At 71.2% G+C, this 19,682-nt stretch carries 20 protein-coding genes and 1 riboswitch; of the genes, 11 read left to right on the plus strand and 9 right to left on the minus strand.

Features of this window, described 5'->3' with window-relative positions; all coding sequences use genetic code 11:
- Window positions 1-11 precede the first annotated feature (11 nt).
- From AAFF41_RS14940 to AAFF41_RS14960, 5 genes are all read left to right on the plus strand, one after another.
- Window positions 12-785 carry an ATP-binding cassette domain-containing protein gene (locus AAFF41_RS14940; protein WP_343324067.1) on the plus strand — a complete coding sequence of 258 codons (774 nt, stop codon included), beginning with the start codon at window positions 12-14 and terminating at the stop codon, window positions 783-785.
- Window positions 757-2,841: a YhgE/Pip domain-containing protein gene (locus tag AAFF41_RS14945; protein ID WP_319752462.1), complete on the plus strand. Its 2,085-nt coding sequence runs from the start codon at window positions 757-759 to the stop codon at window positions 2,839-2,841. Before AAFF41_RS14940 ends, AAFF41_RS14945 begins: the two co-directional genes overlap by 29 nt.
- An 11-nt stretch (window positions 2,842-2,852) precedes the next feature.
- Window positions 2,853-3,479 (plus strand): TetR/AcrR family transcriptional regulator, encoded by a 627-nt coding sequence (locus AAFF41_RS14950; protein ID WP_054231506.1) that lies wholly within the window; start codon window positions 2,853-2,855, stop codon window positions 3,477-3,479.
- 383 nt (window positions 3,480-3,862) lie between these two features.
- Window positions 3,863-4,477, plus strand: a complete 615-nt coding sequence (locus AAFF41_RS14955; protein ID WP_319752463.1) for a DUF4126 domain-containing protein — start codon at window positions 3,863-3,865, stop codon at window positions 4,475-4,477.
- Window positions 4,478-4,520: 43 nt separating this feature from the next.
- Complete coding sequence (locus AAFF41_RS14960) at window positions 4,521-6,014, plus strand: phytoene desaturase family protein (RefSeq protein ID WP_343324068.1); 1,494 nt, start codon at window positions 4,521-4,523, stop codon at window positions 6,012-6,014.
- 40 nt (window positions 6,015-6,054) lie between these two features.
- Here AAFF41_RS14960 and AAFF41_RS14965 read toward each other — a convergent pair whose 3' ends face one another.
- From AAFF41_RS14965 to AAFF41_RS14990, 6 genes are all read right to left on the minus strand, one after another.
- Window positions 6,055-7,056, minus strand: a complete 1,002-nt coding sequence (locus tag AAFF41_RS14965; RefSeq protein WP_319752465.1) for an SCO2102 family sporulation regulator — start codon at window positions 7,054-7,056, stop codon at window positions 6,055-6,057.
- 56 nt (window positions 7,057-7,112) lie between these two features.
- Complete coding sequence (gene metF, locus AAFF41_RS14970; protein WP_319752466.1) at window positions 7,113-8,036, minus strand: methylenetetrahydrofolate reductase [NAD(P)H]; 924 nt, start codon at window positions 8,034-8,036, stop codon at window positions 7,113-7,115.
- 168 nt (window positions 8,037-8,204) lie between these two features.
- Complete coding sequence (thiE, locus tag AAFF41_RS14975; RefSeq protein WP_319752467.1) at window positions 8,205-8,855, minus strand: thiamine phosphate synthase; 651 nt, start codon at window positions 8,853-8,855, stop codon at window positions 8,205-8,207.
- 132 nt (window positions 8,856-8,987) lie between these two features.
- Window positions 8,988-9,359, minus strand: a complete 372-nt coding sequence (locus AAFF41_RS14980) for an Rv2175c family DNA-binding protein (RefSeq protein WP_054231512.1) — start codon at window positions 9,357-9,359, stop codon at window positions 8,988-8,990.
- A gap of 81 nt (window positions 9,360-9,440) precedes the next feature.
- Window positions 9,441-10,679: an NAD(P)/FAD-dependent oxidoreductase gene (locus tag AAFF41_RS14985; RefSeq protein WP_388405923.1), complete on the minus strand. Its 1,239-nt coding sequence runs from the start codon at window positions 10,677-10,679 to the stop codon at window positions 9,441-9,443.
- Between the two features lie 32 nt (window positions 10,680-10,711).
- Window positions 10,712-11,062: an avidin-fold protein gene (locus tag AAFF41_RS14990; RefSeq protein ID WP_319752468.1), complete on the minus strand. Its 351-nt coding sequence runs from the start codon at window positions 11,060-11,062 to the stop codon at window positions 10,712-10,714.
- Between the two features lie 52 nt (window positions 11,063-11,114).
- Window positions 11,115-11,226: riboswitch (TPP riboswitch) on the plus strand.
- Between AAFF41_RS14990 and thiO the strand changes: the two genes are divergently transcribed.
- The 5 genes from thiO to AAFF41_RS15015 all read left to right on the plus strand — a co-directional run bounded on the left by thiO (window position 11,224) and on the right by AAFF41_RS15015 (window position 16,586).
- Window positions 11,224-12,429: a glycine oxidase ThiO gene (thiO, locus tag AAFF41_RS14995; RefSeq protein WP_343324069.1), complete on the plus strand. Its 1,206-nt coding sequence runs from the start codon at window positions 11,224-11,226 to the stop codon at window positions 12,427-12,429. (Overlaps the previous riboswitch by 3 nt.)
- Window positions 12,426-12,626, plus strand: coding sequence for a sulfur carrier protein ThiS (thiS, locus tag AAFF41_RS15000; RefSeq protein WP_054231516.1), 201 nt, complete (start codon window positions 12,426-12,428; stop codon window positions 12,624-12,626). Before thiO ends, thiS begins: the two co-directional genes overlap by 4 nt.
- Before the next feature lie 3 nt (window positions 12,627-12,629).
- On the plus strand, window positions 12,630-13,424 hold the full coding sequence (locus AAFF41_RS15005; protein WP_054231517.1) for a thiazole synthase: 795 nt from the start codon (window positions 12,630-12,632) through the stop codon (window positions 13,422-13,424).
- A gap of 257 nt (window positions 13,425-13,681) precedes the next feature.
- Window positions 13,682-15,640: a Stk1 family PASTA domain-containing Ser/Thr kinase gene (pknB, locus tag AAFF41_RS15010; protein WP_343324070.1), complete on the plus strand. Its 1,959-nt coding sequence runs from the start codon at window positions 13,682-13,684 to the stop codon at window positions 15,638-15,640.
- Window positions 15,641-15,716: 76 nt separating this feature from the next.
- Window positions 15,717-16,586 carry a deoxyribonuclease IV gene (locus AAFF41_RS15015; protein ID WP_343324071.1) on the plus strand — a complete coding sequence of 290 codons (870 nt, stop codon included), beginning with the start codon at window positions 15,717-15,719 and terminating at the stop codon, window positions 16,584-16,586.
- A 24-nt stretch (window positions 16,587-16,610) separates the two neighbouring features.
- On the opposite strand, the gene AAFF41_RS15020 is transcribed toward AAFF41_RS15015, so the two are convergent.
- Entirely contained in the window at window positions 16,611-17,243 is a 633-nt protein-coding gene (locus tag AAFF41_RS15020) for a sulfite oxidase-like oxidoreductase (protein WP_319752472.1), read from the minus strand.
- A 155-nt stretch (window positions 17,244-17,398) separates the two neighbouring features.
- Between AAFF41_RS15020 and bfr the strand changes: the two genes are divergently transcribed.
- Window positions 17,399-17,878 (plus strand): bacterioferritin, encoded by a 480-nt coding sequence (bfr, locus tag AAFF41_RS15025; RefSeq protein WP_054231521.1) that lies wholly within the window; start codon window positions 17,399-17,401, stop codon window positions 17,876-17,878.
- Here bfr and AAFF41_RS15030 read toward each other — a convergent pair.
- Window positions 17,875-18,126 (minus strand): (2Fe-2S)-binding protein, encoded by a 252-nt coding sequence (locus tag AAFF41_RS15030; RefSeq protein WP_319752473.1) that lies wholly within the window; start codon window positions 18,124-18,126, stop codon window positions 17,875-17,877. The two genes, bfr and AAFF41_RS15030, sit on opposite strands and share 4 nt — an antisense overlap.
- Before the next feature lie 151 nt (window positions 18,127-18,277).
- On the minus strand, window positions 18,278-19,630 hold the full coding sequence (locus tag AAFF41_RS15035) for a class II 3-deoxy-7-phosphoheptulonate synthase (RefSeq protein ID WP_054231523.1): 1,353 nt from the start codon (window positions 19,628-19,630) through the stop codon (window positions 18,278-18,280).
- Between the last annotated feature and the right edge of the window lie 52 nt (window positions 19,631-19,682).

Consider the following 19,682-nt stretch of genomic DNA (forward strand, 5'->3'; position numbering starts at 1 on the left):
ATGGGGACGCTGTGGACGGTCCGCGCGGACTCGGTGTCACGGCCAGGGACTTCGGACTCGAGGGCCCTCGCGGCTGGGCGTTCCGCGGTGTCGGTGTCGATGCGGGGCCCGGCTCGCTGATCGCGGTCGCGGGGCCGTCCGGCTCGGGCCGTACGTGCCTGCTGCTCGCGCTCACGGGCCGGATGCGGTCCACCGAGGGGACGGCCGCCGTGGGCGGGGCCACGCTGCCGCGGCAGATGGCCGCGGTGCGTCGCGCGAGCGCGCTGGCCCATGTCCCGGGTGTCACCGACCTGGACCCCGCCCTGACCGTCGGGGAGCACCTGCTCGAACGGGCGCTGCTGCAGCGGCGGTTCGGGGGGTCCCTGAAGGACTCCCTGCGCGGGCCGCTGCGTCCGCGAGCCGAGCGGGCGGCCGAGGGGAAGCTGCGGATCGACTCCGCGCTGGCCGCCGCCGGGCTGGACCGGGAGGCCCTGCCCAAGGGCTCCCGGACCGCCGTACGCGACCTGGAGCGGCTCGAAGCCCTGCGGCTGTCCGTCGCGTTGGCCCTCGTCGGCCGCCCGGGGCTGCTCGGCGTCGACGACACCGACCTCAAGTTGTCGGATGCCGAACGGGCCGAGGTCTGGGCCCTGTTGAAGTCGATCGCCCAGTCGGGCACCACGGTCGTGGCGGTGTGCGGCGAGGCTCCCGACGGAGCCGTCCGCGTGTCCACCCGCCCGACCGACCACACCAGCGAGACCGACGACAAGGAGACGGCCGATGCGCTCGCCGAGACTGGCCGTTCTTGAGCTCAGGCGCTTCGGCCGGGGCAAACTCCCGCGTGCCGCGCTGGCCGCGCTCCTGTTGCTGCCGCTGTTGTACGGCGCCCTCTACCTGTGGTCGTTCTGGGACCCGTACGGCCGCCTTGACCGCATTCCCGTGGCGCTCGTGAACGACGACAAGGGGGCGAGCGTCGCGGGCAAGAAGCTCTCGGCGGGCGAGGACATCACCAAGGGGCTGCGCGACAGCGACACCTTCGAGTGGCACGAGGTGAGCGCGGCCGAGGCCCGCCGGGGTGTCGAGGACGGCACGTACTACCTGTCGCTGACCATGCCGTCCGACTTCAGCCGGAGGATCGCCTCCAGCTCCGGACAGGCTCCGGAGACGGGCGCCCTCCAGGTGCGCACGAACGACGCGAACAATTACATCGTCGGGCAGATCTCACGGACGGTGTTCGGCGAGGTGCGCACGGCGGCGTCCACGAAGGCCTCCCGGTCGTTCCTGGACAAGATCTTCATCTCGTTCTCGGACATCCACGGGGCGACCGAGAAGGCCGCCAAGGGGGCCGACAAGCTCAGCGGTGGCATCACCAGGGCCCGGAAGGGCTCCGAGGACCTCGCCGACGGCCTGAAGGACGCCAAGGAGGGCAGTGGCAAGCTCTCCGGCGGCCTGCGGAAGCTCGACAGGGGCGCCGGCGATCTGGCGGACGGCTCGCGGCAGGTCGCCGACGGCACGGGGGCGCTGGCCGACAAGGTCAACGGGGTCGCGGACAAGGTGGGCCCCTTCCTGAAGGACAACGAGAAGTCGATCGGCGACACGGCCCGGCTCGTCGCCGACTCCGCCGCGGGGATCCGCCACAACCTGGACACACTGGTGAAGACGGCCCCGGCCGCCGCCAAGGGCGCCCATACGGCGTCCGACGCGCTGAGCGCCGTCTACAGGGCACGCTGCGAGACCCTGCCGTTGCCCGACGCCGCGTGCCCCGACCTGAAGAAGGCCCGGCAGGCGGCCGCGGACGTGGCCGAGGTCGCCGACGACGTCAACACGCTCATCGGCGACCAGAACGGCGATCTCGACCGGCTCGACAAGAACCTGGGCACCCTGCAGAAGCAGGCCCAGGCCCTCGCCGACCGCTCGCCGCACCTCTCCGAAGACCTCACCGACGCCGTCTCCAAGGTCAACAAGCTGAACGAGGGCGCCGAGAAGGTCGCCGCGGGGGCCAAGAAGCTGCGCACGGGACTCGGCACGGCCAAGACCGGCGCGGCGGACCTCGACACGGGTGTCGGCGAGCTGAAGACGGGCGCGAGCACCCTCGACGAGGGCATGTACAAGCTCGTCGGCGGCTCGGGGCAGCTCGCCGGCGGGCTGCACGACGGCGCCGGGCAGATCCCCGACTACGACCGGCAGGACCGCGACGTGCGCACCCAGGTCATGGCCGACCCGGTGAAGCTCGCCTCCAAGGACCTGCACAAGGCGCCCAACTACGGCACCGGCTTCGCCCCGTACTTCATCCCGCTGTCCCTGTGGGTGGGCGCGATGGTGGCGTACATGCTGATCCCGCCGCTGAACCGGCGCGCGCTCGCGGTGGGTGCCTCGGCCTGGCGCATCGCGCTGGCGGGCTGGCTGCCGGTGGCCGCCCTGGGCGTGCTCCAGACGGTGGCCCTGATGTCCGTGCTGCACTGGGCGATCGGCCTGGAGATGGTGCGGGCGGCCGGGACGGTCGGCTTCCTGTGCCTGGTGACGGCGTGCTTCGCGGCGCTGGTGCAGTGGCTGAACGCACGCTTCGGAGCGGCGGGCCGGATTCTCGTCCTCGCCCTCCTGATGCTCCAGCTGACCTCGGCGGGCGGCACGTACCCCGTCCAGACCAGTCCGGGCTTCTTCAACGCGATCCACCCCTTCTTGCCGATGAGTTACGTCGTCGGGGCCCTCCGCAGGCTCATCACGGGCGGCGGTCTCGGACCGGTCTGGCAGGCGTGCGCCGTCCTCACGGCGTTCACCGCGGGCGCGCTCGCGCTCACCGCCCTGTCGGCACACCGCAAGCAGGTGTGGACCCTCGACCGTCTGCACCCCGAGCTGAGCCTGTGACAATCAGGGCCATGGAAAGCAGCAGCACCACGGCAGGTGGCGGCCGTCGCGAGGCGACCCGGCAGAAGCTCTACGAGGCGGCGGTCACCCTCATCGCGGAACAGGGGTTCTCCGCCACCACCGTGGACGAGATCGCCGAGCGGGCCGGGGTCGCGAAAGGCACGGTCTACTACAACTTCGCGAGCAAGTCCGTCCTCTTCGAGGAGTTGCTGCGGCACGGCGTGGGACTCCTCACCGCCTCCCTGCGGGAAGCCGCGGAGCGCACCGAGCGGGACGGCGGCACCAAGGTCGACGCACTGGACGCGATGATCAGGGCCGGGCTCGCCTTCATCAACCGCTACCCGGCCTTCACCCAGCTCTACGTGGCCGAGCTGTGGCGCACCAACCGGGCCTGGCAGTCCACGCTCATGGTGGTCCGGCAGGAGGCGGTCGCGGTCGTCGAGGGCGTGCTGCGCGAAGGGGTGGCGAACGGCGAGCTCAGCGACGAGATCGACATTCCGCTGACGGCCGCCGCGCTGGTCGGGATGGTCCTGGTGGCCGCCCTGGACTGGCAGGCCTTCCAGCCGGAGCGTTCCCTGGACGACGTCCACGCGGCGCTGTCGCGGCTGCTCCAGGGCCGCGTGAGCGGCAACCGGTGAGCTGACCGGGTTCGGTACGGAAACGGGGCACGGCGAGGCGCCGGTCCGAGGTGGCCGCGTCCCCCGCGGGCCACCTCGGACCGGCGCTTCGCCGTACTCCCCCGTACTCCCCGTTGGGCCCCCGTTCGGTCGTCCCCCGGGTTCCCCCGTGCCTCGCTCCCGCCGACAGAGTCGGCGGAAGGAGCGGCCAAGGGCGCGAGGACCGTTCCGCCGCCCCGTGTCGGCGGTACCGGAGCCGCGCCCCCTTCCGTGCCTCCACTCTCTCTTTCGCGCAGGTCGGGCCCCATCCGCGCGCGTACTCATCTCACTCACTAGGTACGGATACTCAGTCGTCCGCGCTCATGCCCAGGACGCATCGTCGTCCACTGGTTACGATCGCGTCCGTGTCCGTACTCCCCCTGGTCTTCACCAGCGGCTGGGCCAGTGGCATCAACGCGTACGCGGTGGTGCTGCTCCTCGGCGTCTTCGGAGCGACCGGTCTGAGCGACGACGTCCCGGAGTCCCTTCAGCGCCCTGAGATCCTGATCACGGCGGGCGTTCTCTTCCTGTGCGAGGCGGTCGCCGACAAGATCCCGTACGTGGACTCGGTGTGGGACTCGGTGCACACCGTGATCCGCCCGGCGGCGGGGGCGTGGGTGGGGGCACTGCTCGCCGGGCAGAGCGGTTCACTCTCCGATCTGGCGGCGGGCGCGATCGGCGGTTCGACGGCGTTGGCGAGCCACACGGTCAAGGCCGGGACTCGGATGGCGATCAACACCTCGCCGGAGCCGTTCAGCAACCTCGTCATGAGCACCGCCGAGGATCTCGGGGTCGCCGGAATCCTGACGTTCGCGATGTTCCACCCCGAGGCCGCGGCGATCATCGCGGGCGTGCTGCTGCTCGCGGGACTGCTGACGCTCTTCTTCCTGATCTCACGGATCCGCCGGTTCCTGCGCCGCAGGGCCCAGCGCAGGGAGGAGAAACGCCTGGCCGAGCGGGTGGGACAGCCACCCGACTGAGACCGCGGGCCGAGTGGTCGGTCGGGCCGATAAAGTCGCTGGCATGGGACGGATTGCGGTGATCGGCGCCGGGATGGGCGCGATGGCGGCCGCCGCCCGGCTGGCCGTCGCGGGCCACCGGGTGGTGGTGTACGAGCGCGCGGCGACGTACGGCGGGGCGGTGCGCCGCTTCGAGCGCGACGGCTTCGTGTTCGACACGGGCCCGGGGCTGCTCCCGCTGCCCGCGGTCTACCGCGATCTGTTCGTCAAAACGGGCAAGGAGCCTCTGGAGGCGTGCGTCGAGCTGGTCCAGGTGGACCCGTCCTCGCACCATGTCTTCGCCGAGGGCACGGAGGTCCGTCTGCCGAACGCCTCGCGCGCGGGCGTCGTCACCGCCCTCGACGAGGCCCTCGGGGCGGGCGCGGGCGCACGGTGGGGCGACTTCCTGGTGCGGGCACGCGAGGCCTGGGACCGCACCCGCAGGCCGCTCCTGGAGGAGCCGCTGTGGCCGAACTGGTCGGTGCTCGCCGAGCGCGAGCCCTACCCCTCGGTGCCCCACAAGAAGCTGCTGCGCACCCGCCGCGCCACGACCCTCGCCGAGGTCGGCGCCTGGGAGTTGCGCGACCCACGCCTCACGGCCCTGCTGGAGAGCCACGCCCTCGCCCACGGGCTCGATCCGCGCGTCACCCCGGCGAGCGCGGCCGTACTGCCGTACATGGAGCACGCCTTCGGCACCTGGTATGTGCGCGGCGGCATACGGGAGTTGGCGCGCGCGGTGTACGAGCGGTGCGTGGCCCGCCGGGTGGAATTCCGCTTCGAAGCCCCGGTCGCGCGGATCGTAGAGAAGGACGGCCGGGCCACGGGTGTGGAGCTGGCCGACGGCGAGGTCGCGGACGCCGACTTCGTGGTCGCCGGTGTCGCGCCCGGAGCACTCGACGTCCTGGCCCCCGGGACGGCGCTACGGGGCGGTGACGAGGTCGCGCCGCAGCGCGGGGCACCGAGCAGGCTGACCGTGCTGCTGGCGCTGCGCGGAGGGCGCCCCGAGGGGGTGGCACACCGGACGGTGGTGCACGCGGCGGACCGTACGGAGGAGTTGGACCGGCTCTTCGGTGAGCGTCCGGGGTTCTCCTCCTCGCCCACCGTGACGGTGTCGTGCCCGGACGACCCCGCCCTCGCGCCGGACGCGGAGCACGAGGCGGTCACGCTGAGCGTCACGGTCCCGTCGGGCCTGTCGGTGTCCGAGGCGGACGTGGAGGGGGTGCTCGGTGTCGCCGAGCGCGCGATACCGGACCTGCGCGACCGTCTGCTGTGGCACGAGGCCCGCACTCCTGCCGACTGCGCGGAAGAGACGGGCACGGACGGCGGCGCCGTCCCCGCCCCGGCGCTCGCCGCGGCGGACGGGCGGCTGCTGCACGCGTCGAACACCACCCGTGTGCCGGGGCTGTTCGTGGTCGGCGGCTGGGCCCACCCGGGCGGCGGCCTCCCGCACGCGGGCATGTCGGGCGCCCTGGTGTCCGGACTGATCGTGGAGGGACCGCAGTTCCGGGGCTCTCAGTGAGCGCATCGGCGCGCCGGAGGCCGCCCGGGGAGGGCGGCCTTCAGTACCGGTACTGCTCGTCGTACCCGGCGCCGTTGGCGTTGCCGTTGCCCTGGTACGGGTAGGGCTGCTCCGGCGGGAGTTCGCCGCCGTAGGGGTCGTCGGTGTTGCGCTGCTGCGGGACCCAGACGCCGCCGGCCGGGGTCTCGCCGCCGTAGCCGCCGGTGGCGTACTGGTCCTGGCCATAGCCCTGCTGCTGCGTGTACTGCTGGTCGCCGCCGCCGTAGGTCGTGTCGTACGAGGCGCCGTTGTAGGACTGCGTGCCGATGTACGGGTCGGAGTAGGCGGCGTACTGCTGCTGGCCGTTGTCGTAGCCGTACTGCTGCTGGTCGTACCCGGTCGCGTAGCCGTCGTAGGCGTACGCCTGCTGGTCCTGGGACTGGGCCGCGGCGGCGTAGGACTGGTCAGTGGCGGCGGCCGCGTAGGCGGTGTCGCTGTAGACGCCGTAGGAGCCGGTGTCGTCGGGCAGGGGCTGGGGCTCGTACACGGCGGCGGCCTCGGCGGCCGTCAGGTCGCCGGAACCGGGCGGCATGAACCGGTCGGAGTGCGCGGGCGAGAACACGTCGTCCTCGCGGGTGAAGTCGTCGCCCTGGGGATACGCCGCGTCTCGGGCCAGTCCTGCGGCCCTGGCCTCGGCCCCCTCGGCCGTTTCGAGGTCGGAGACCTCCAGCGCCGGGTCCTGGTGCTCCTCACCGCGGCGTCGCTTGCTCTTGCCGAAGCCCTTGCCGGCGCCGCTCTCGGCACCCTGCCGGTTGCCCACGGCCCAGCCCTCCGCGAAACCGCGGCGGAACGACAGGGTGACGTACGTCTGGCCGACCGCGAAGGCCGCCGCGCCGAGCCCGATGACGATCACGGAGGGAATCAGCACGCCGAAGACGACACCGAGGAAGCCCACGAACGCGAGCAGGCGCCAGCGCAACCGCGCCTTGTACTGCAGCAGGACCTCGCCGAGCAGCCACAGCGCGACGATGCCGAACGCGATATAGAGGACCGTCCAGCCCATGTACGCCCCTCTCCCAGTGGCCGCTACGCAGTGTGTCGTACGTGGGTGCGACCGGTCTAGGCCTGCTGCGGGTGGTGCAGGCCCAGATTCTCGTAGATTTCCAGCGTCGCCGTGGAGTTGTTGAGCGTGATGAAGTGAAGTCCGGGGACTCCCTCGTCCAGCAGCCTCGCGCAGAACTCCGTCGCGAACTCGATCCCAATGGAGCGTACAGCCGCCGGATCGTCTTTGGCTGTGAGGATCCGCTCTTTCAGGACGTCCGGGAACGAAGCGTTGCTGAGCTTCGGAAGTCGTTCCAGCATCTTCACACTCGTCACCGGCATGACCTCCGGGATGACCGGTGTCGTACAGCCGGCCGCCACCACCCGGTCACGCAGGCGCAGATACGACTCGGGCTGGAAGAACATCTGGGTGATGGCGTAGTCCGCGCCGGCCCGGCACTTGTCGACGAAGTGCGCGACGTCCACGTCCCAGTCCGCGGAGCGGGGGTGCATCTCGGGGAAGGCGGCGACGCCGACGCAGAAGTCGCCGGACTCCTTGATGAGACGGACGAGTTCGGCGGCGTAGGTCAGACCCCGGGGGTGCGGGACCCACTCGCCCATCGGGTCGCCGGGCGGGTCGCCGCGGACCGCGAGCATGTTCCTGATGCCAGCGTCGGCGTACTGGCCGATGATGTTGCGCAGTTCGGCGATGGAGTGGTTGACCGCGGTGAGGTGGGCGACCGGGGTGAGCGTCGTGTCGGCGACGATCTGCTCGGTCTCCTTGACCGTGCCCGCGCGGGTGGAGCCACCGGCGCCGTAGGTGACGGAGACGAAGTCGGGGGCGACGGCCTCGACGCGGCGCAGCGCGTTCCACAGGTTCCGCTCGCCCTTGGGGGTTTTCGGCGCGGAGAACTCGAAGGAGTACGTCGCCTTGCCGGTGCCGAGCATGTCACGCACGGTGCGCGCGCGATCAGTCCTGGTGGAAGCAGATCCGAGGGCCATACCCGCAGGTTAGCCAGGGGGCGGCGGTCTCCCAACCGAACCGACGCCAATTGTCCGATTTGTCGACTTCTTGTCCACCCCTCGGACACCTGGCGGGACGACCGGTCCGATCGTTGATCGGACCATCGACCCGCCCGGGGGCACGGCCTGTGCCCGACGCGGCCCCACTCACACCTGACGCAGCCGCTTCGCGAACTCTGCCGCCGCCGCGCCGGGATCCGCCGCCTCGGTGATCGCCCGCACGACGACGACGCGGCGGGCGCCCGCCTCCAGGACCTCGTCGAGGTTGCCGAGGTCGATGCCGCCGATGGCGAACCACGGGCGGTCGGTGACGAGGGAGGCCGTGTGACGGACCAGGCCGAGGCCCGGGGCGTGGCGGCCGGGCTTGGTGGGGGTGGGCCAGCAGGGGCCGGTGCAGAAGTAGTCCACGCCGTCCTGGACGGCGGCGGCCGCGGCCTCGGACTCGGCGTGCGTGGAGCGGCCGATCAGGACCTCGTCGCCGAGGATCGCGCGGGCGGCGGGGACCGGGAGGTCGCCCTGGCCCAGGTGGAGTACGTCCGCGCCGATGGCGTGGGCGACGTCCGCCCGGTCGTTGACCGCGAGGAGCTTGCCGTGGCGGGCGCAGGCGTCCGCGAAGACCTGGAGGTGGTCCAGTTCCTCGGCGGCCTCCATGCCCTTGTCGCGCAGCTGCACGATGTCGACGCCGCCGGTCAGGACCGCGTCCAGGAAGTCGGCGAGGTCGCCCTGGCGCTTGCGGGCGTCCGTGCAGAGGTAGACGCGGGCGTCGGCGAGGCGGGTGCGGGCGGCGTTCTCAGGCATGCGTGTGTCCCCCGTGGTGCGGTGCGTACGGATGTCGTACGCACCCTACGGACGTGGTGCGGTGCGTACGGACCGCGGCGGCCGGGGTGGTCCGGGGCCGGCCGTGGTCCGTACGCCGGAGGGTCGGTCGAATCAGACGGCGAGCGCCTGGGCGCGGCGCTTCACCTCCGTGCCGCGATTCTCGCTCAGAGCCTGCGCGGGGGTGCCGGGCAGGCTCGGGTCGGGGGTGAAGAGCCACTCGAGCATCTCTTCGTCGGAGAAGCCGTCGTCCCGCAGGAGCGTCAAGGTGCCGGTCAGGCCCTTGACGACCTTCTGCTCGTTCCCGTCGATGAAGGCGGCGGGGACGTGCAGCGCGCGGTTCTCACCACGGCGTACGGCGATCAGCTGGCCCTCCTTGACCAACTGCCGGACGCGGGTCACCTCGACGCCGAGCTGTTCGGCGATGTCGGGGAGGGTGAGCCAGGCGGGGACGAGAGCATCGATCTTTGCGTCAATCTCGGTCACGGGACAAGCCTGCCATCCCGGACTGACACTCGGTACCCGAGCGCCCCCCGGACCGCCGTCCGGGCGACGGAAACCGGGCGGTCATGCCGTGGCGTCCTTCAGGGGGCGGGACGGGTCGGCCAGGATGTCCGGGTTCATGGGCATGCCCGCCTCGATCAGGCGGCGGCCCTGGGCCAGGTCACGGGGACGCCCCACGGCCAGCAGGGCGACGAGGCGGCTCTCGCGGAGCCAGCACACCGTCCAGGCCGCGCCCGACGGGTCGCCCCGCCAGATGGTCGTATCGGCGGGGGCGTGATGGCCGACGTACTGGACGAAGCGGCCGAACTGCTCGGACCAGAAGTACGGGACCGGGTCGTACGCCACCGGGGCCTCGCCGATGATGTTCGCCGCGACCGTGCGCGGCGCCTGGAGTGCGTTGTCCCAGTGGTGGACGAGGAGGCGCTCCTCGTAGCGGCCCGACGGGAAGGAGGCGCAGTCGCCGACCGCGTAGACGTCCGGCACGGAGGCGCGCAGGTGGCTGTCGGCGACCACTTCGCGGTGGGCGCCGAGCTCGATGCCGGAGCCGGACAGCCAGGCGGTGGCGGGGCGCGCGCCGATGCCGACGACCACGGCGCCCGCCGGCACCCGCGTGCCGTCGTCAAGGACCACCGCGCCGGGCTCGACGCGCTCCACGCGCGCGTGGGTGCGCAGCGACGCGCCGCTGTCCGCGTACCAGGCGGTCATCGGCGCGGCCACCTCCGCGGGCAGCGCGCCGGCCAGCGGCCGGTCGGCGGCCTCGACGACCGTGACCGCGCACCCGGCCTCACGTGCCGCCGTCGCGAACTCCGCACCGATCCAGCCCGCCCCGACGACCACGATGTCGTGCTGCTGGGCGAGCACGGGGCGCAGCCGCTCGGCGTCGTCCAGGGTCCGCAGCAGATGGACGCCGGGAACGCCCTCCGAGCCCGGCAGCTGGATCGGTTCCGCGCCGGTCGCGAGGACCAGGACGTCGTAGGGCACCGGTCCCGCCTCGGTGTCCAGCTCGTGGTCCGCGGGGCGCAGGCCCAGCGCCTCGCAGCCGAGCCGCAGTTCGATGTCCAGCGCCTCGAAGTCGATGTCGAAGGCGGAGCCCTCGGCCTTGCCGAGCAGCACCGCCTTGGACAGGGGTGGCCGGTCGTACGGCTGGTGCGGTTCGGCCCCGATCAGCGTCACGTCCCCGGTGAAACCCTGTTCCCGCAGGGCGACCGCCGTCTGTACGCCGGCCATGCCCGCGCCCACGATGACGACCCGCCGTGCCGTACGCTCCTGCGCCCGCACCTGTGCCCGCGTCTGCTCGCTCACCTGATCACCATAGACAACTGACAATCTGTCAGTCAGGGGACGTGCGCAGTGACCTGTTCCACAACGCTCGTACCGCTCCCGTCCTGGGACTCCCACTCCCAGGTCTCCTCCAGGCGCAACCGTCCGTCGGGCAGCTCCACGACCAAGGACACGCAGTGGCCCGACGAGGTGCTGCCGTCGTGCTTCAGCTGCACGTACCGGAAGTCGAGGCGGTCGCCCTCCCGTGTCCCCACGAGGTGACCGCGTACGACGTCCCCGCCCGCGTACTCGGCCCAGATCTCGCCGTCCTTCTCGTGGTACGTGAACCGGGTGCGCGTACCGACCTGCCCGGGGGCCTGGTCGGCGACCGGGGCGAGGACCAGGCCGTCGAGCGTACGGGTCATGGACGGAGGCTCCCTTACTGAGACATACGGCAGCGGGCTAGGGTGGCCAACGTAAAGCACTCGCGGGAGCCCGGACGCACCGGGCTGAGAGGGAGGCTGGCGGCCTCCGACCGTACGAACCTGATCCGGGTCATGCCGGCGAAGGGAGGGGCTGGACGCCCATGTCGCCTACGCGTACACCTGCACGTTCCTCGGATGCGCCGTCATCGGACGCACGTGTGTCAGACGTCCTCGTCATCGGGGGCGGGATCATCGGTCTCGTGACCGCCTGGCGGGCCGCGCAGCGCGGGTTCACCGTCGCGGTCGTGGACCCCGAGCCGGGCGGCGGGGCGGCACGGGTGGCCGCCGGAATGCTCGCCGCCGTCACCGAGCTGCACTACGGCGAGCAGACCCTGCTGGGCCTGAACCTCGCCTCCGCACGCCGCTATCCCGACTTCGCCGCCGAACTCACCGAGGCCAGCGGCCAGGACCTCGGCTACCGCCGGTGCGGCACGCTGGCCGTCGCCATGGATGCCGACGACCGGGCCCACCTGCGCGAACTGCACGCCTTGCAACACCGCTCGGGGCTCGAATCGGAGTGGCTCAGCGGCCGGGAGTGCCGCCGTCTGGAGCCCATGCTCGCGCCGGGCGTGCGCGGCGGGCTGCGGGTCGACGGCGACCACCAGATCGACCCGCGCCGGCTCGCGAAGGCCCTGGTCACGGCGTGCGAGCGGGCCGGAGTGGAGTTCCACCGGACGTGGGCGGAGCGCCTGACCGTCGTACGGGACCGGGCCGCCGGGGTCCTCACGACGGGCGGCGAACAGCTGGGGGCGGGGCAGGTGGTGCTCGCCGCCGGGAGCCTCAGCGGAAAGCTCCCGGGCGTGCCCGCCGACGTACTGCCGCCCGTACGGCCCGTGAAGGGTCAGGTGCTGCGGCTGACCGTGCCGAAGCGTTACGCGCCGTTCCTGAGCCGGACCGTGCGGGCCGTGGTGCGCGGCAGCCAGGTCTATCTGGTGCCGCGGGAGAACGGTGAGCTCGTCGTGGGCGCCACCAGCGAGGAGCTGGGCTGGGACACGACGGTGACCGCGGGCGGGGTCTACGAGCTGCTGCGCGACGCCCACGAGCTGGTGCCCGGGATCACCGAGCTGCCGCTCACCGAGACGCGCGCGGGCCTGCGCCCGGGTTCGCCCGACAACGCGCCGCTGCTCGGCCCGACCGCGCTCGACGGGCTGCTGGTGGCCACCGGGCACTACCGCAACGGCGTCCTGCTCACGCCCGTCACCGGGGACGCCATGGCGCACGTCCTGACCACCGGCGAGCTCCCGGAAGAGGCCCGCCCCTTCGCCCCCGGCCGCTTCAGCACCGCACTCACGGAGCAGACCGTATGAACATCTTCGTCAACGGAGAGCGACGGCTCGTCGCCGCCGACACGGCCCTCGACACGCTCGTCGCCACCCTCACCGTCGCGCCCTCCGGCGTCGCCGCCGCGCTCAACGAAACCGTCGTCCCGCGCACGCAGTGGTCGTCCACGGCCCTCTCCGAGGGAGACCGCGTCGAAGTCCTCACCGCAGTCCAAGGAGGCTGAACCATGGCCGACGATCCGTTTGTCCTCGGAGGTACGTCCTTCTCGTCCCGGCTGATCATGGGTACGGGGGGTGCGCCCAGCCTCGACGTCCTGGAGCGGTCGCTCGTGGCGTCCGGCACGGAGCTGACGACGGTCGCGATGCGGCGGGTGAATCCCTCGGCGCACGGCTCGGTGCTGTCCGTGCTCGACAAGCTGGGCATCCGGGTGCTGCCGAACACGGCGGGGTGTTTCACCGCGGGCGAGGCCGTGCTGACCGCGCGGCTCGCGCGAGAGGCGCTCGGTACGGAGCTGATCAAACTGGAGGTCATCGCCGACGAGCGGACCCTGCTGCCGGATCCGATCGAATTGCTGGACGCGGCCGAGACGCTGGTCGACGACGGGTTCACCGTGCTGCCGTACACCAACGACGATCCTGTGCTCGCGCGGAAGCTGGAGGACGTGGGGTGCGCGGCGGTCATGCCGCTCGGGTCGCCCATCGGGTCCGGTCTCGGCATCCGCAACCCGCACAACTTCCAGCTGATCGTGGAGCACGCGCGTGTGCCGGTGATTCTGGACGCGGGGGCCGGTACGGCGTCGGATGCGGCGTTCGCGATGGAGCTGGGGTGTGCGGGCGTCATGCTGGCGTCGGCCGTGACCCGGGCGCAGGAGCCGGTGCTGATGGCCGAGGGCATGAAGCACGCGGTGGAAGCCGGGCGGCTCGCCTGGCGTGCGGGGCGGATTCCTCGGCGGCACTTCGCCTCCGCGTCGTCTCCTGCGGAGGGGCTGGCGCGGTTGGATCCTGAGCGTCCTGCTTTCTAGGCGCCCGGCGCCGGTGTGTTTTTTCTCCCGCCCGCGCACCGCCCGTTTCCAGTCGGCTGGAAAGTGTGCGTCGCCTGTGAGGGTGGGGCGCCGTTGGCGGCTGGGGGGTGGAGGGGCAGGCTGCCTTACCTTCCCTGTGCACGACATGGGGACCGGATCGATCTGGCGTGCGAGATCCGTCACAGGTCGGCTGCAGTCCCGCTCCGGAATTGGCCGGAAGGGTGGGGGTGACAGTGGCGACTCGTAGACTCGCCTGCGTGGATACGACCCTTCAGGACCCGCTTGTCGGGCAAGTGCTCGACGGCCGCTACCGCGTCGACGCACGGATCGCGGTCGGCGGGATGGCCACGGTCTACCGGGCCCTGGACACCCGCCTCGACCGCGTGCTCGCACTCAAGGTGATGCACCCGACGCTGGCCGCCGACGGCTCGTTCGTCGAGCGGTTCATCCGGGAGGCCAAGTCGGTGGCCCGCCTCGCGCACCCCAACGTGGTGCAGGTCTTCGACCAGGGCGCGGACGGGTCGTACGTCTATCTGGCCATGGAGTACGTCGCCGGCTGCACCCTGCGTGACGTGCTGCGCGAGCGGGGGGCGCTGCAACCGCGGGCCGCCCTGGACGTCCTGGAGCCGGTGCTCGCCGCGCTCGGCGCCGCGCACCGCGCCGGGTTCGTGCATCGCGACATGAAGCCGGAGAACGTCCTGATAGGGGACGACGGCCGGGTCAAGGTGGCCGACTTCGGCCTCGTCCGGGCCGTGGACACCATCACGAACACGACAGGGGCCGTCCTTGGCACCGTGTCGTACCTCGCGCCCGAACAGATCGAGCACGGCACCGCGGACACCCGCGTCGACGTCTACGCCTGCGGGGTCGTCCTCTACGAGATGCTCACCGGCGGCAAACCACACTCCGGGGACTCCCCCGCCCAGGTGCTCTACCAGCACCTGCACGCGGATGTGCCGCCGCCCTCGGCCGCCGTGCCCGGAATGCCGTACGCCCTGGACGGGCTGGTCGCCGCGGCGACCGCCCGCAACCCCGAGGCGCGCCCGCACGACGCGGTGGCGCTGCTCGGCCAGGTCCTCCAGGCGCGAGCCGGTCTCACCGCCGAGCAGCTCGACGCCATACCCCCGCAGGCGCTCGCCGTGGGACACGACAACGCGGGCGACCGTACGAGTGTGATCCCGCGCTCGCTCTCCGTGCCCCGCCTGCTGCCGGTGAACGAGGGCCACGAGGACGGCGGCGACTCCGGCGACCCGGTGAACCGGACCAGTCGGTTCGAGCAGACCAGCCGGTTCGAGTCCGGACCGCCCGCTCCCCCGCGGCGCGGCGCACGGCCCCGGCGCGGCATGTTCGCGATCATCGCCGCGGTCGTGCTGGTGCTCGGGCTCGGCGCGGGCGTCTGGTACATCAATTCCGGCCAGTTCACCAAGGTCCCGCTGCTGCTGGCGAAGACCGAGGCGCAGGCCAGGACGCGGATCGAGCACGCCGGTCTCGACGTCGGGCAGATCAAGCACGCCTACAGCGACACCGTGAAGCGCGGCACTGTGATCAGCAGCGACCCGGCGCCCGGCGCCCGTATCCGGGACAACGACTCCGTGACGCTGACCATCTCCAACGGCCCGGAGACGGTGAAGGTGCCCGACCTGACGGGACTCGCGCTGTTCAAGGCGCGAGAGGTCCTGAAGGGGGACGGGCTCGCCGCGGGCATGGTCACCCGGGAGTTCAGCCAGGACGTCCCCAAGGGCTTCGTGATCAGTTCGGATCCGGGCGCGGGCACGGAGCGGCACGCCGGTTCGGCCATCGCCCTCACCGTCAGCAAGGGCAGCCCGGTGGAGGTCGCGGACGTCACGGGCGCGTCCGTCGCGGACGCCACCTCGGAGCTGGAGCAGGCGGGCCTGAAGGTGAAGATCGCCACCCAGCAGGTCAACTCGGAGTTCGACCAGGGCCAGATCGCCCAGCAGTCGCCGAAGGCGGGCAGCCAGGTCGCCGGGGGCGACACCGTCACGCTGACCGTCTCCAAGGGCCCCGAGATGGTCTCGGTGCCGGACGTGGTGGGCGCCAGCGTGGACGACGCGAGGAAGACGCTGGAGGACGCCGGCTTCCAGGTCAACGAGGACCGGGGGCTGCTCGGGCTCTTCGGGGACCACGTCAAGAGCCAGTCGGTGGAGGGCGGCAGGACCGCGCCCAAGGGGTCGACGATCTCCATCGTGATCCGCTGAGACCACGGCGGCGCTGAGGCCACGGCAGTGAGGTCCGCCGACGGGCCGTCCGGGAGCGCGTGACACCCTGAAGGGCGTGACCAGCAAGCAGCTCCGCAACCCCGTCGGCGGCCACGTCCCCGTGGCCGGCGGCCTCAGCTCCGTCGGCCTGACCTACGCACGCGAGATGGGCGCCGAGACCGTCCAGGTCTTCGTCGCCAACCCGCGCGGCTGGGCGACACCCGTCGGTAGTCCCCGCCAGGACGAGGAGTTCCGGGCGGCCTGCGCCGCCGAGTCGATACCCGCGTACGTCCACGCCCCCTATCTGATCAATTTCGGCTCGCACACCGAGGCGACGGTCGAGAAGTCGGTGGAGTCGCTGCGGCACTCGCTGCGGCGGGGCCGGGAGATCGGGGCGCTCGGCGTGGTCGTGCACACGGGGAGCGCCACGGGAGGCCGGGAGCGGTCCGTCGCCCTGAGGCAGGTACGTGAGCATCTGCTGCCCCTGCTGGACGAGCTGACGCATGACGACGACCCGTATCTGCTCCTGGAGTCGACCGCGGGCCAGGGCGCCTCGCTCTGCTCGCGCACCTGGGACTTCGGGCCGTACTTCGAGGCGCTGGACGCCCATCCGAAGCTGGGCGTGTGCCTCGACACCTGCCACATCTACGCGGCGGGGCACGACCTGACCGGGCCGAGCGGCATGCACCAGACGCTCGACCTGCTGATGGACACGGTCGGCGCGGGCCGGCTCAGGCTGATCCACGCCAACGACTCCAAGGACGTGGTCGGCGCCCACAAGGACCGCCACGAGAACATCGGCTCCGGTCACATCGGAGAGGACCCGTTCCGCGCGCTGATGACCCACCCCGCCACCGAGGGCGTACCCCTGATCATCGAGACGCCGGGCGGGAAGGAGGGGCACGCGGCGGACGTGGAGCGCCTGAAGAAACTCAGGGACGGCTGACCCCGCCCGAAAAGGCGGGCCGGGTCAGAGCTCGGGGCCGTCCCCGGGCTCCTCCTGGTAGGAGTAGCGCTGTTCGCGCCAGGGGTCGCCGACGTTGTGGTAGCCGCGCTCCTCCCAGAAGCCGCGACGGTCGGCCGTCATGTACTCGACGCCGCGCACCCACTTGGGGCCCTTCCAGGCGTAGAGGTGGGGGACGACGAGGCGGAGCGGGAAGCCGTGCTCGGCGGTGAGGAGTTCGCCGTCCTTGTGGGTGGCGAAGATCGTGCGGTCGGAGGCGAAGTCGTCGAGGCGCAGATTCGAGCTGAAGCCGTACTCCGCCCAGACCATGACGTGGGTGACGGCGGGCGCGGGCGGGGCGATCTCCAGGATCGTGCGCGCCGGGATACCGCCCCATTCGGCCCCGATCATGCTGAACTTCGTGACGCAGTGCAGATCGGCCACGACCGAGGTGTACGGCAGGGCCGTGAACTCCTCGTGGGTCCAGCAGTGCTTCTCACCGTCGGCGGTGGCGCCGAAGACCCTGAACTCCCAGCGTTCGGGACGGAACTTGGGTACGGGACCGTAGTGCGTGACCGGCCAGCCGCGCTGCAGTCGCTGCCCCGGCGGAAGCTCCGACTGTGCCGCTTCTCCCGTTCCACGTCCCACCGGCTGACCCATGGCTCCATCCTGACAGACCCGGGACAGTGCACATGACCAGCCCAGTACGGAATCGGGCAACTCGTACTAAGCATGCACTTACTGGACGGCCCGGGACGCCGATGCAAGGATGCGGCGCAATCTGCCCAGTCCCTCGCTTGGAAGGAGCCTCTGCGATGCAGGGCGACCCCGAGGTCATCGAATTCCTCAACGAGCAGCTGACCGGTGAGCTGACCGCGATCAACCAGTACTTCCTGCACGCGAAGATGCAGGAGAACTTCGGCTGGACGAAGCTCGCGAAGTACACGCGCCACGAGTCCTTCGACGAGATGAAGCACGCGGAGGTGCTCACCGACCGGATCCTCTTCCTGGAGGGCCTGCCGAACTACCAGCGGCTCTTCCACGTCCGGGTGGGCCAGACCGTCACCGAGATGTTCCAGGCCGACCGGCAGGTGGAGGTCGAGGCGATCGACCGCCTCAAGCGCGGGATCGAGGTGATGCGCAACAAGGGCGACATCACGTCCGCGAACATCTTCGAGTCGATCCTCGAGGACGAGGAGCACCACATCGACTACCTGGACACTCAGCTGGAGCTGGTGGAGAAGCTCGGTGAGGCGCTCTACATCGCCCAGGTGATCGAGCAGCCGGAAAGCTAGGCGGCCTCTTCCAGGCCTTGTGCCGAGGACAGCTCGGCCAGTACCGGCTTGCCCTTCTCGGCCAGCTCACGGCGGGGGCAGGCGCCACGGCCGAGGATCGCCTGGATGCTGCGGACGCAGGAGCCGCAGTCCGTGCCCGCCTTGGAGGCGGAGGCTATCTGGCGGGGCGTGCAGGCGCCGTTCTCCGCGTGCTGCTTGACCTGCTGTTCGGTGACTCCGAAGCAGCTGCATACGTACACGCGGTTCACCTCCCGACGGGATTGAAATGTCTGGTGCCGTCCCGTTAATCGGTGAGGCTAACCTAACCTTACCCATCACTCAGGAACCGCAAAAGTGGGAGGGGGCGCGGATCGTATGTGATCCGCGCCCCACTTCACTCAGGTGTAACAGGCGAACCCGTCACTGGTCCCTGTACATCTCCGCGACCAGGAAGGCCAGGTCGAGGGACTGGCTGCGGTTCAGACGCGGGTCGCAGGCCGTCTCGTAGCGCTGGTGGAGGTCGTCGACGAAGATCTCGTCGCCGCCGCCCACGCACTCGGTGACGTCGTCACCGGTGAGCTCGACGTGGATGCCGCCCGGGTGCGTGCCCAGACCCTTGTGGACCTCGAAGAAGCCCTTGACCTCGTCGAGCACGTCGTCGAAGCGGCGGGTCTTGTGACCGGAGGCCGCCTCGAAGGTGTTGCCGTGCATCGGGTCGGTCACCCAGGCCACCACCGCGCCCGAGGCCGTGACCTTCTCGACCAGCTCGGGGAGCTTGTCGCGGACCTTGTCGGCGCCCATCCGCACGATGAAGGTCAGCCGGCCGGGCTCACGGTCCGGGTCGAGGCGGTCGATGTACTGGAGTGCCTCCTCGGCCGTCGTCGTCGGGCCGAGCTTGATGCCGATCGGGTTGCGGATCCGCGAGGCGAACTCGATGTGCGCGCCGTCCAGCTGCCGGGTGCGCTCGCCGATCCACACCATGTGGCCCGAGACGTCGTACAGCTGACCCGTACGCGAGTCGACCCTGGTCAGCGCCGCTTCGTAGTCGAGGAGCAGCGCCTCGTGGGAGGCGTAGAACTCGACGGTCTTGAACTCCTCCGGGTCGGTCCCGCAGGCCCGCATGAAGTTCATCGCGTTGTCGATCTCCCGCGCCAGCTGCTCGTAGCGCTGGCCGGACGGGGAGGACTTCACGAAGTCCTGGTTCCAGGCGTGCACCTGGCGCAGGTCGGCGTAGCCGCCGGTGGTGAAGGCGCGCACCAGGTTGAGCGTGGAGGCGGAGGCGTTGTACATCCGCTTCAGACGCTCGGGGTCCGGGATGCGGGCCTTCTCGTCGAAGTCGAAGCCGTTGACCGAGTCACCGCGGTACGTCGGCAGGGTCACGCCGTCGCGGGTCTCGGTCCCCTTGGAGCGCGGCTTGGAGTACTGGCCGGCGATGCGGCCGACCTTCACGACCGGCACCGAGGCGGCGTACGTGAGCACGGCGCCCATCTGGAGCAGGGTCTTGAGCTTGTTGCGGATGTGGTCGGCCGACACCGCGTCGAAGGCCTCGGCGCAGTCGCCACCCTGGAGAAGGAACGCCTCTCCCTTGGCGACGGACGCCATCCGGGCGCGCAGCTGGTCGCACTCGCCCGCGAAGACGAGCGGCGGATACGACTCGAGGTCCGCGATCACATCGCGCAGAGCCTCGGCATCGGGGTACTCGGGCTGCTGCGCCGCGGGCAGGTCTCGCCAGGTGTTGCCAGCGCTTGCGCTGGGCTTAGCGTTCACGGTCACCCTGACAACATTACGGGGTCGTGTCGGGCGTCCATCCCCATGCCCATCAATT

Source organism: Streptomyces mirabilis (assembly GCF_039503195.1).
Lineage (GTDB): Bacteria > Actinomycetota > Actinomycetes > Streptomycetales > Streptomycetaceae > Streptomyces > Streptomyces mirabilis_D.

What these genes read in the sequence shown, in the direction of transcription:
- thiO (WP_343324069.1), top strand. Translation starts at nt 11,224, where the DNA reads ATGTCGCCTACGCGTACACCTGCACGTTCCTCGGATGCGCCGTCATCG.
- thiE (WP_319752467.1), bottom strand. Translation starts at nt 8,855, where the DNA reads ATGCCTGAGAACGCCGCCCGCACCCGCCTCGCCGACGCCCGCGTCTAC.
- AAFF41_RS14945 (WP_319752462.1), top strand. Translation starts at nt 757, where the DNA reads ATGCGCTCGCCGAGACTGGCCGTTCTTGAGCTCAGGCGCTTCGGCCGG.
- AAFF41_RS14965 (WP_319752465.1), bottom strand. Translation starts at nt 7,056, where the DNA reads ATGGGCTGGACGGTCCTCTATATCGCGTTCGGCATCGTCGCGCTGTGG.
- thiS (WP_054231516.1), top strand. Translation starts at nt 12,426, where the DNA reads ATGAACATCTTCGTCAACGGAGAGCGACGGCTCGTCGCCGCCGACACG.
- AAFF41_RS15005 (WP_054231517.1), top strand. Translation starts at nt 12,630, where the DNA reads ATGGCCGACGATCCGTTTGTCCTCGGAGGTACGTCCTTCTCGTCCCGG.
- bfr (WP_054231521.1), top strand. Translation starts at nt 17,399, where the DNA reads ATGCAGGGCGACCCCGAGGTCATCGAATTCCTCAACGAGCAGCTGACC.
- metF (WP_319752466.1), bottom strand. Translation starts at nt 8,036, where the DNA reads ATGGCCCTCGGATCTGCTTCCACCAGGACTGATCGCGCGCGCACCGTG.
- AAFF41_RS14950 (WP_054231506.1), top strand. Translation starts at nt 2,853, where the DNA reads ATGGAAAGCAGCAGCACCACGGCAGGTGGCGGCCGTCGCGAGGCGACC.
- AAFF41_RS14960 (WP_343324068.1), top strand. Translation starts at nt 4,521, where the DNA reads ATGGGACGGATTGCGGTGATCGGCGCCGGGATGGGCGCGATGGCGGCC.
- AAFF41_RS15020 (WP_319752472.1), bottom strand. Translation starts at nt 17,243, where the DNA reads ATGGGTCAGCCGGTGGGACGTGGAACGGGAGAAGCGGCACAGTCGGAG.
- AAFF41_RS14990 (WP_319752468.1), bottom strand. Translation starts at nt 11,062, where the DNA reads ATGACCCGTACGCTCGACGGCCTGGTCCTCGCCCCGGTCGCCGACCAG.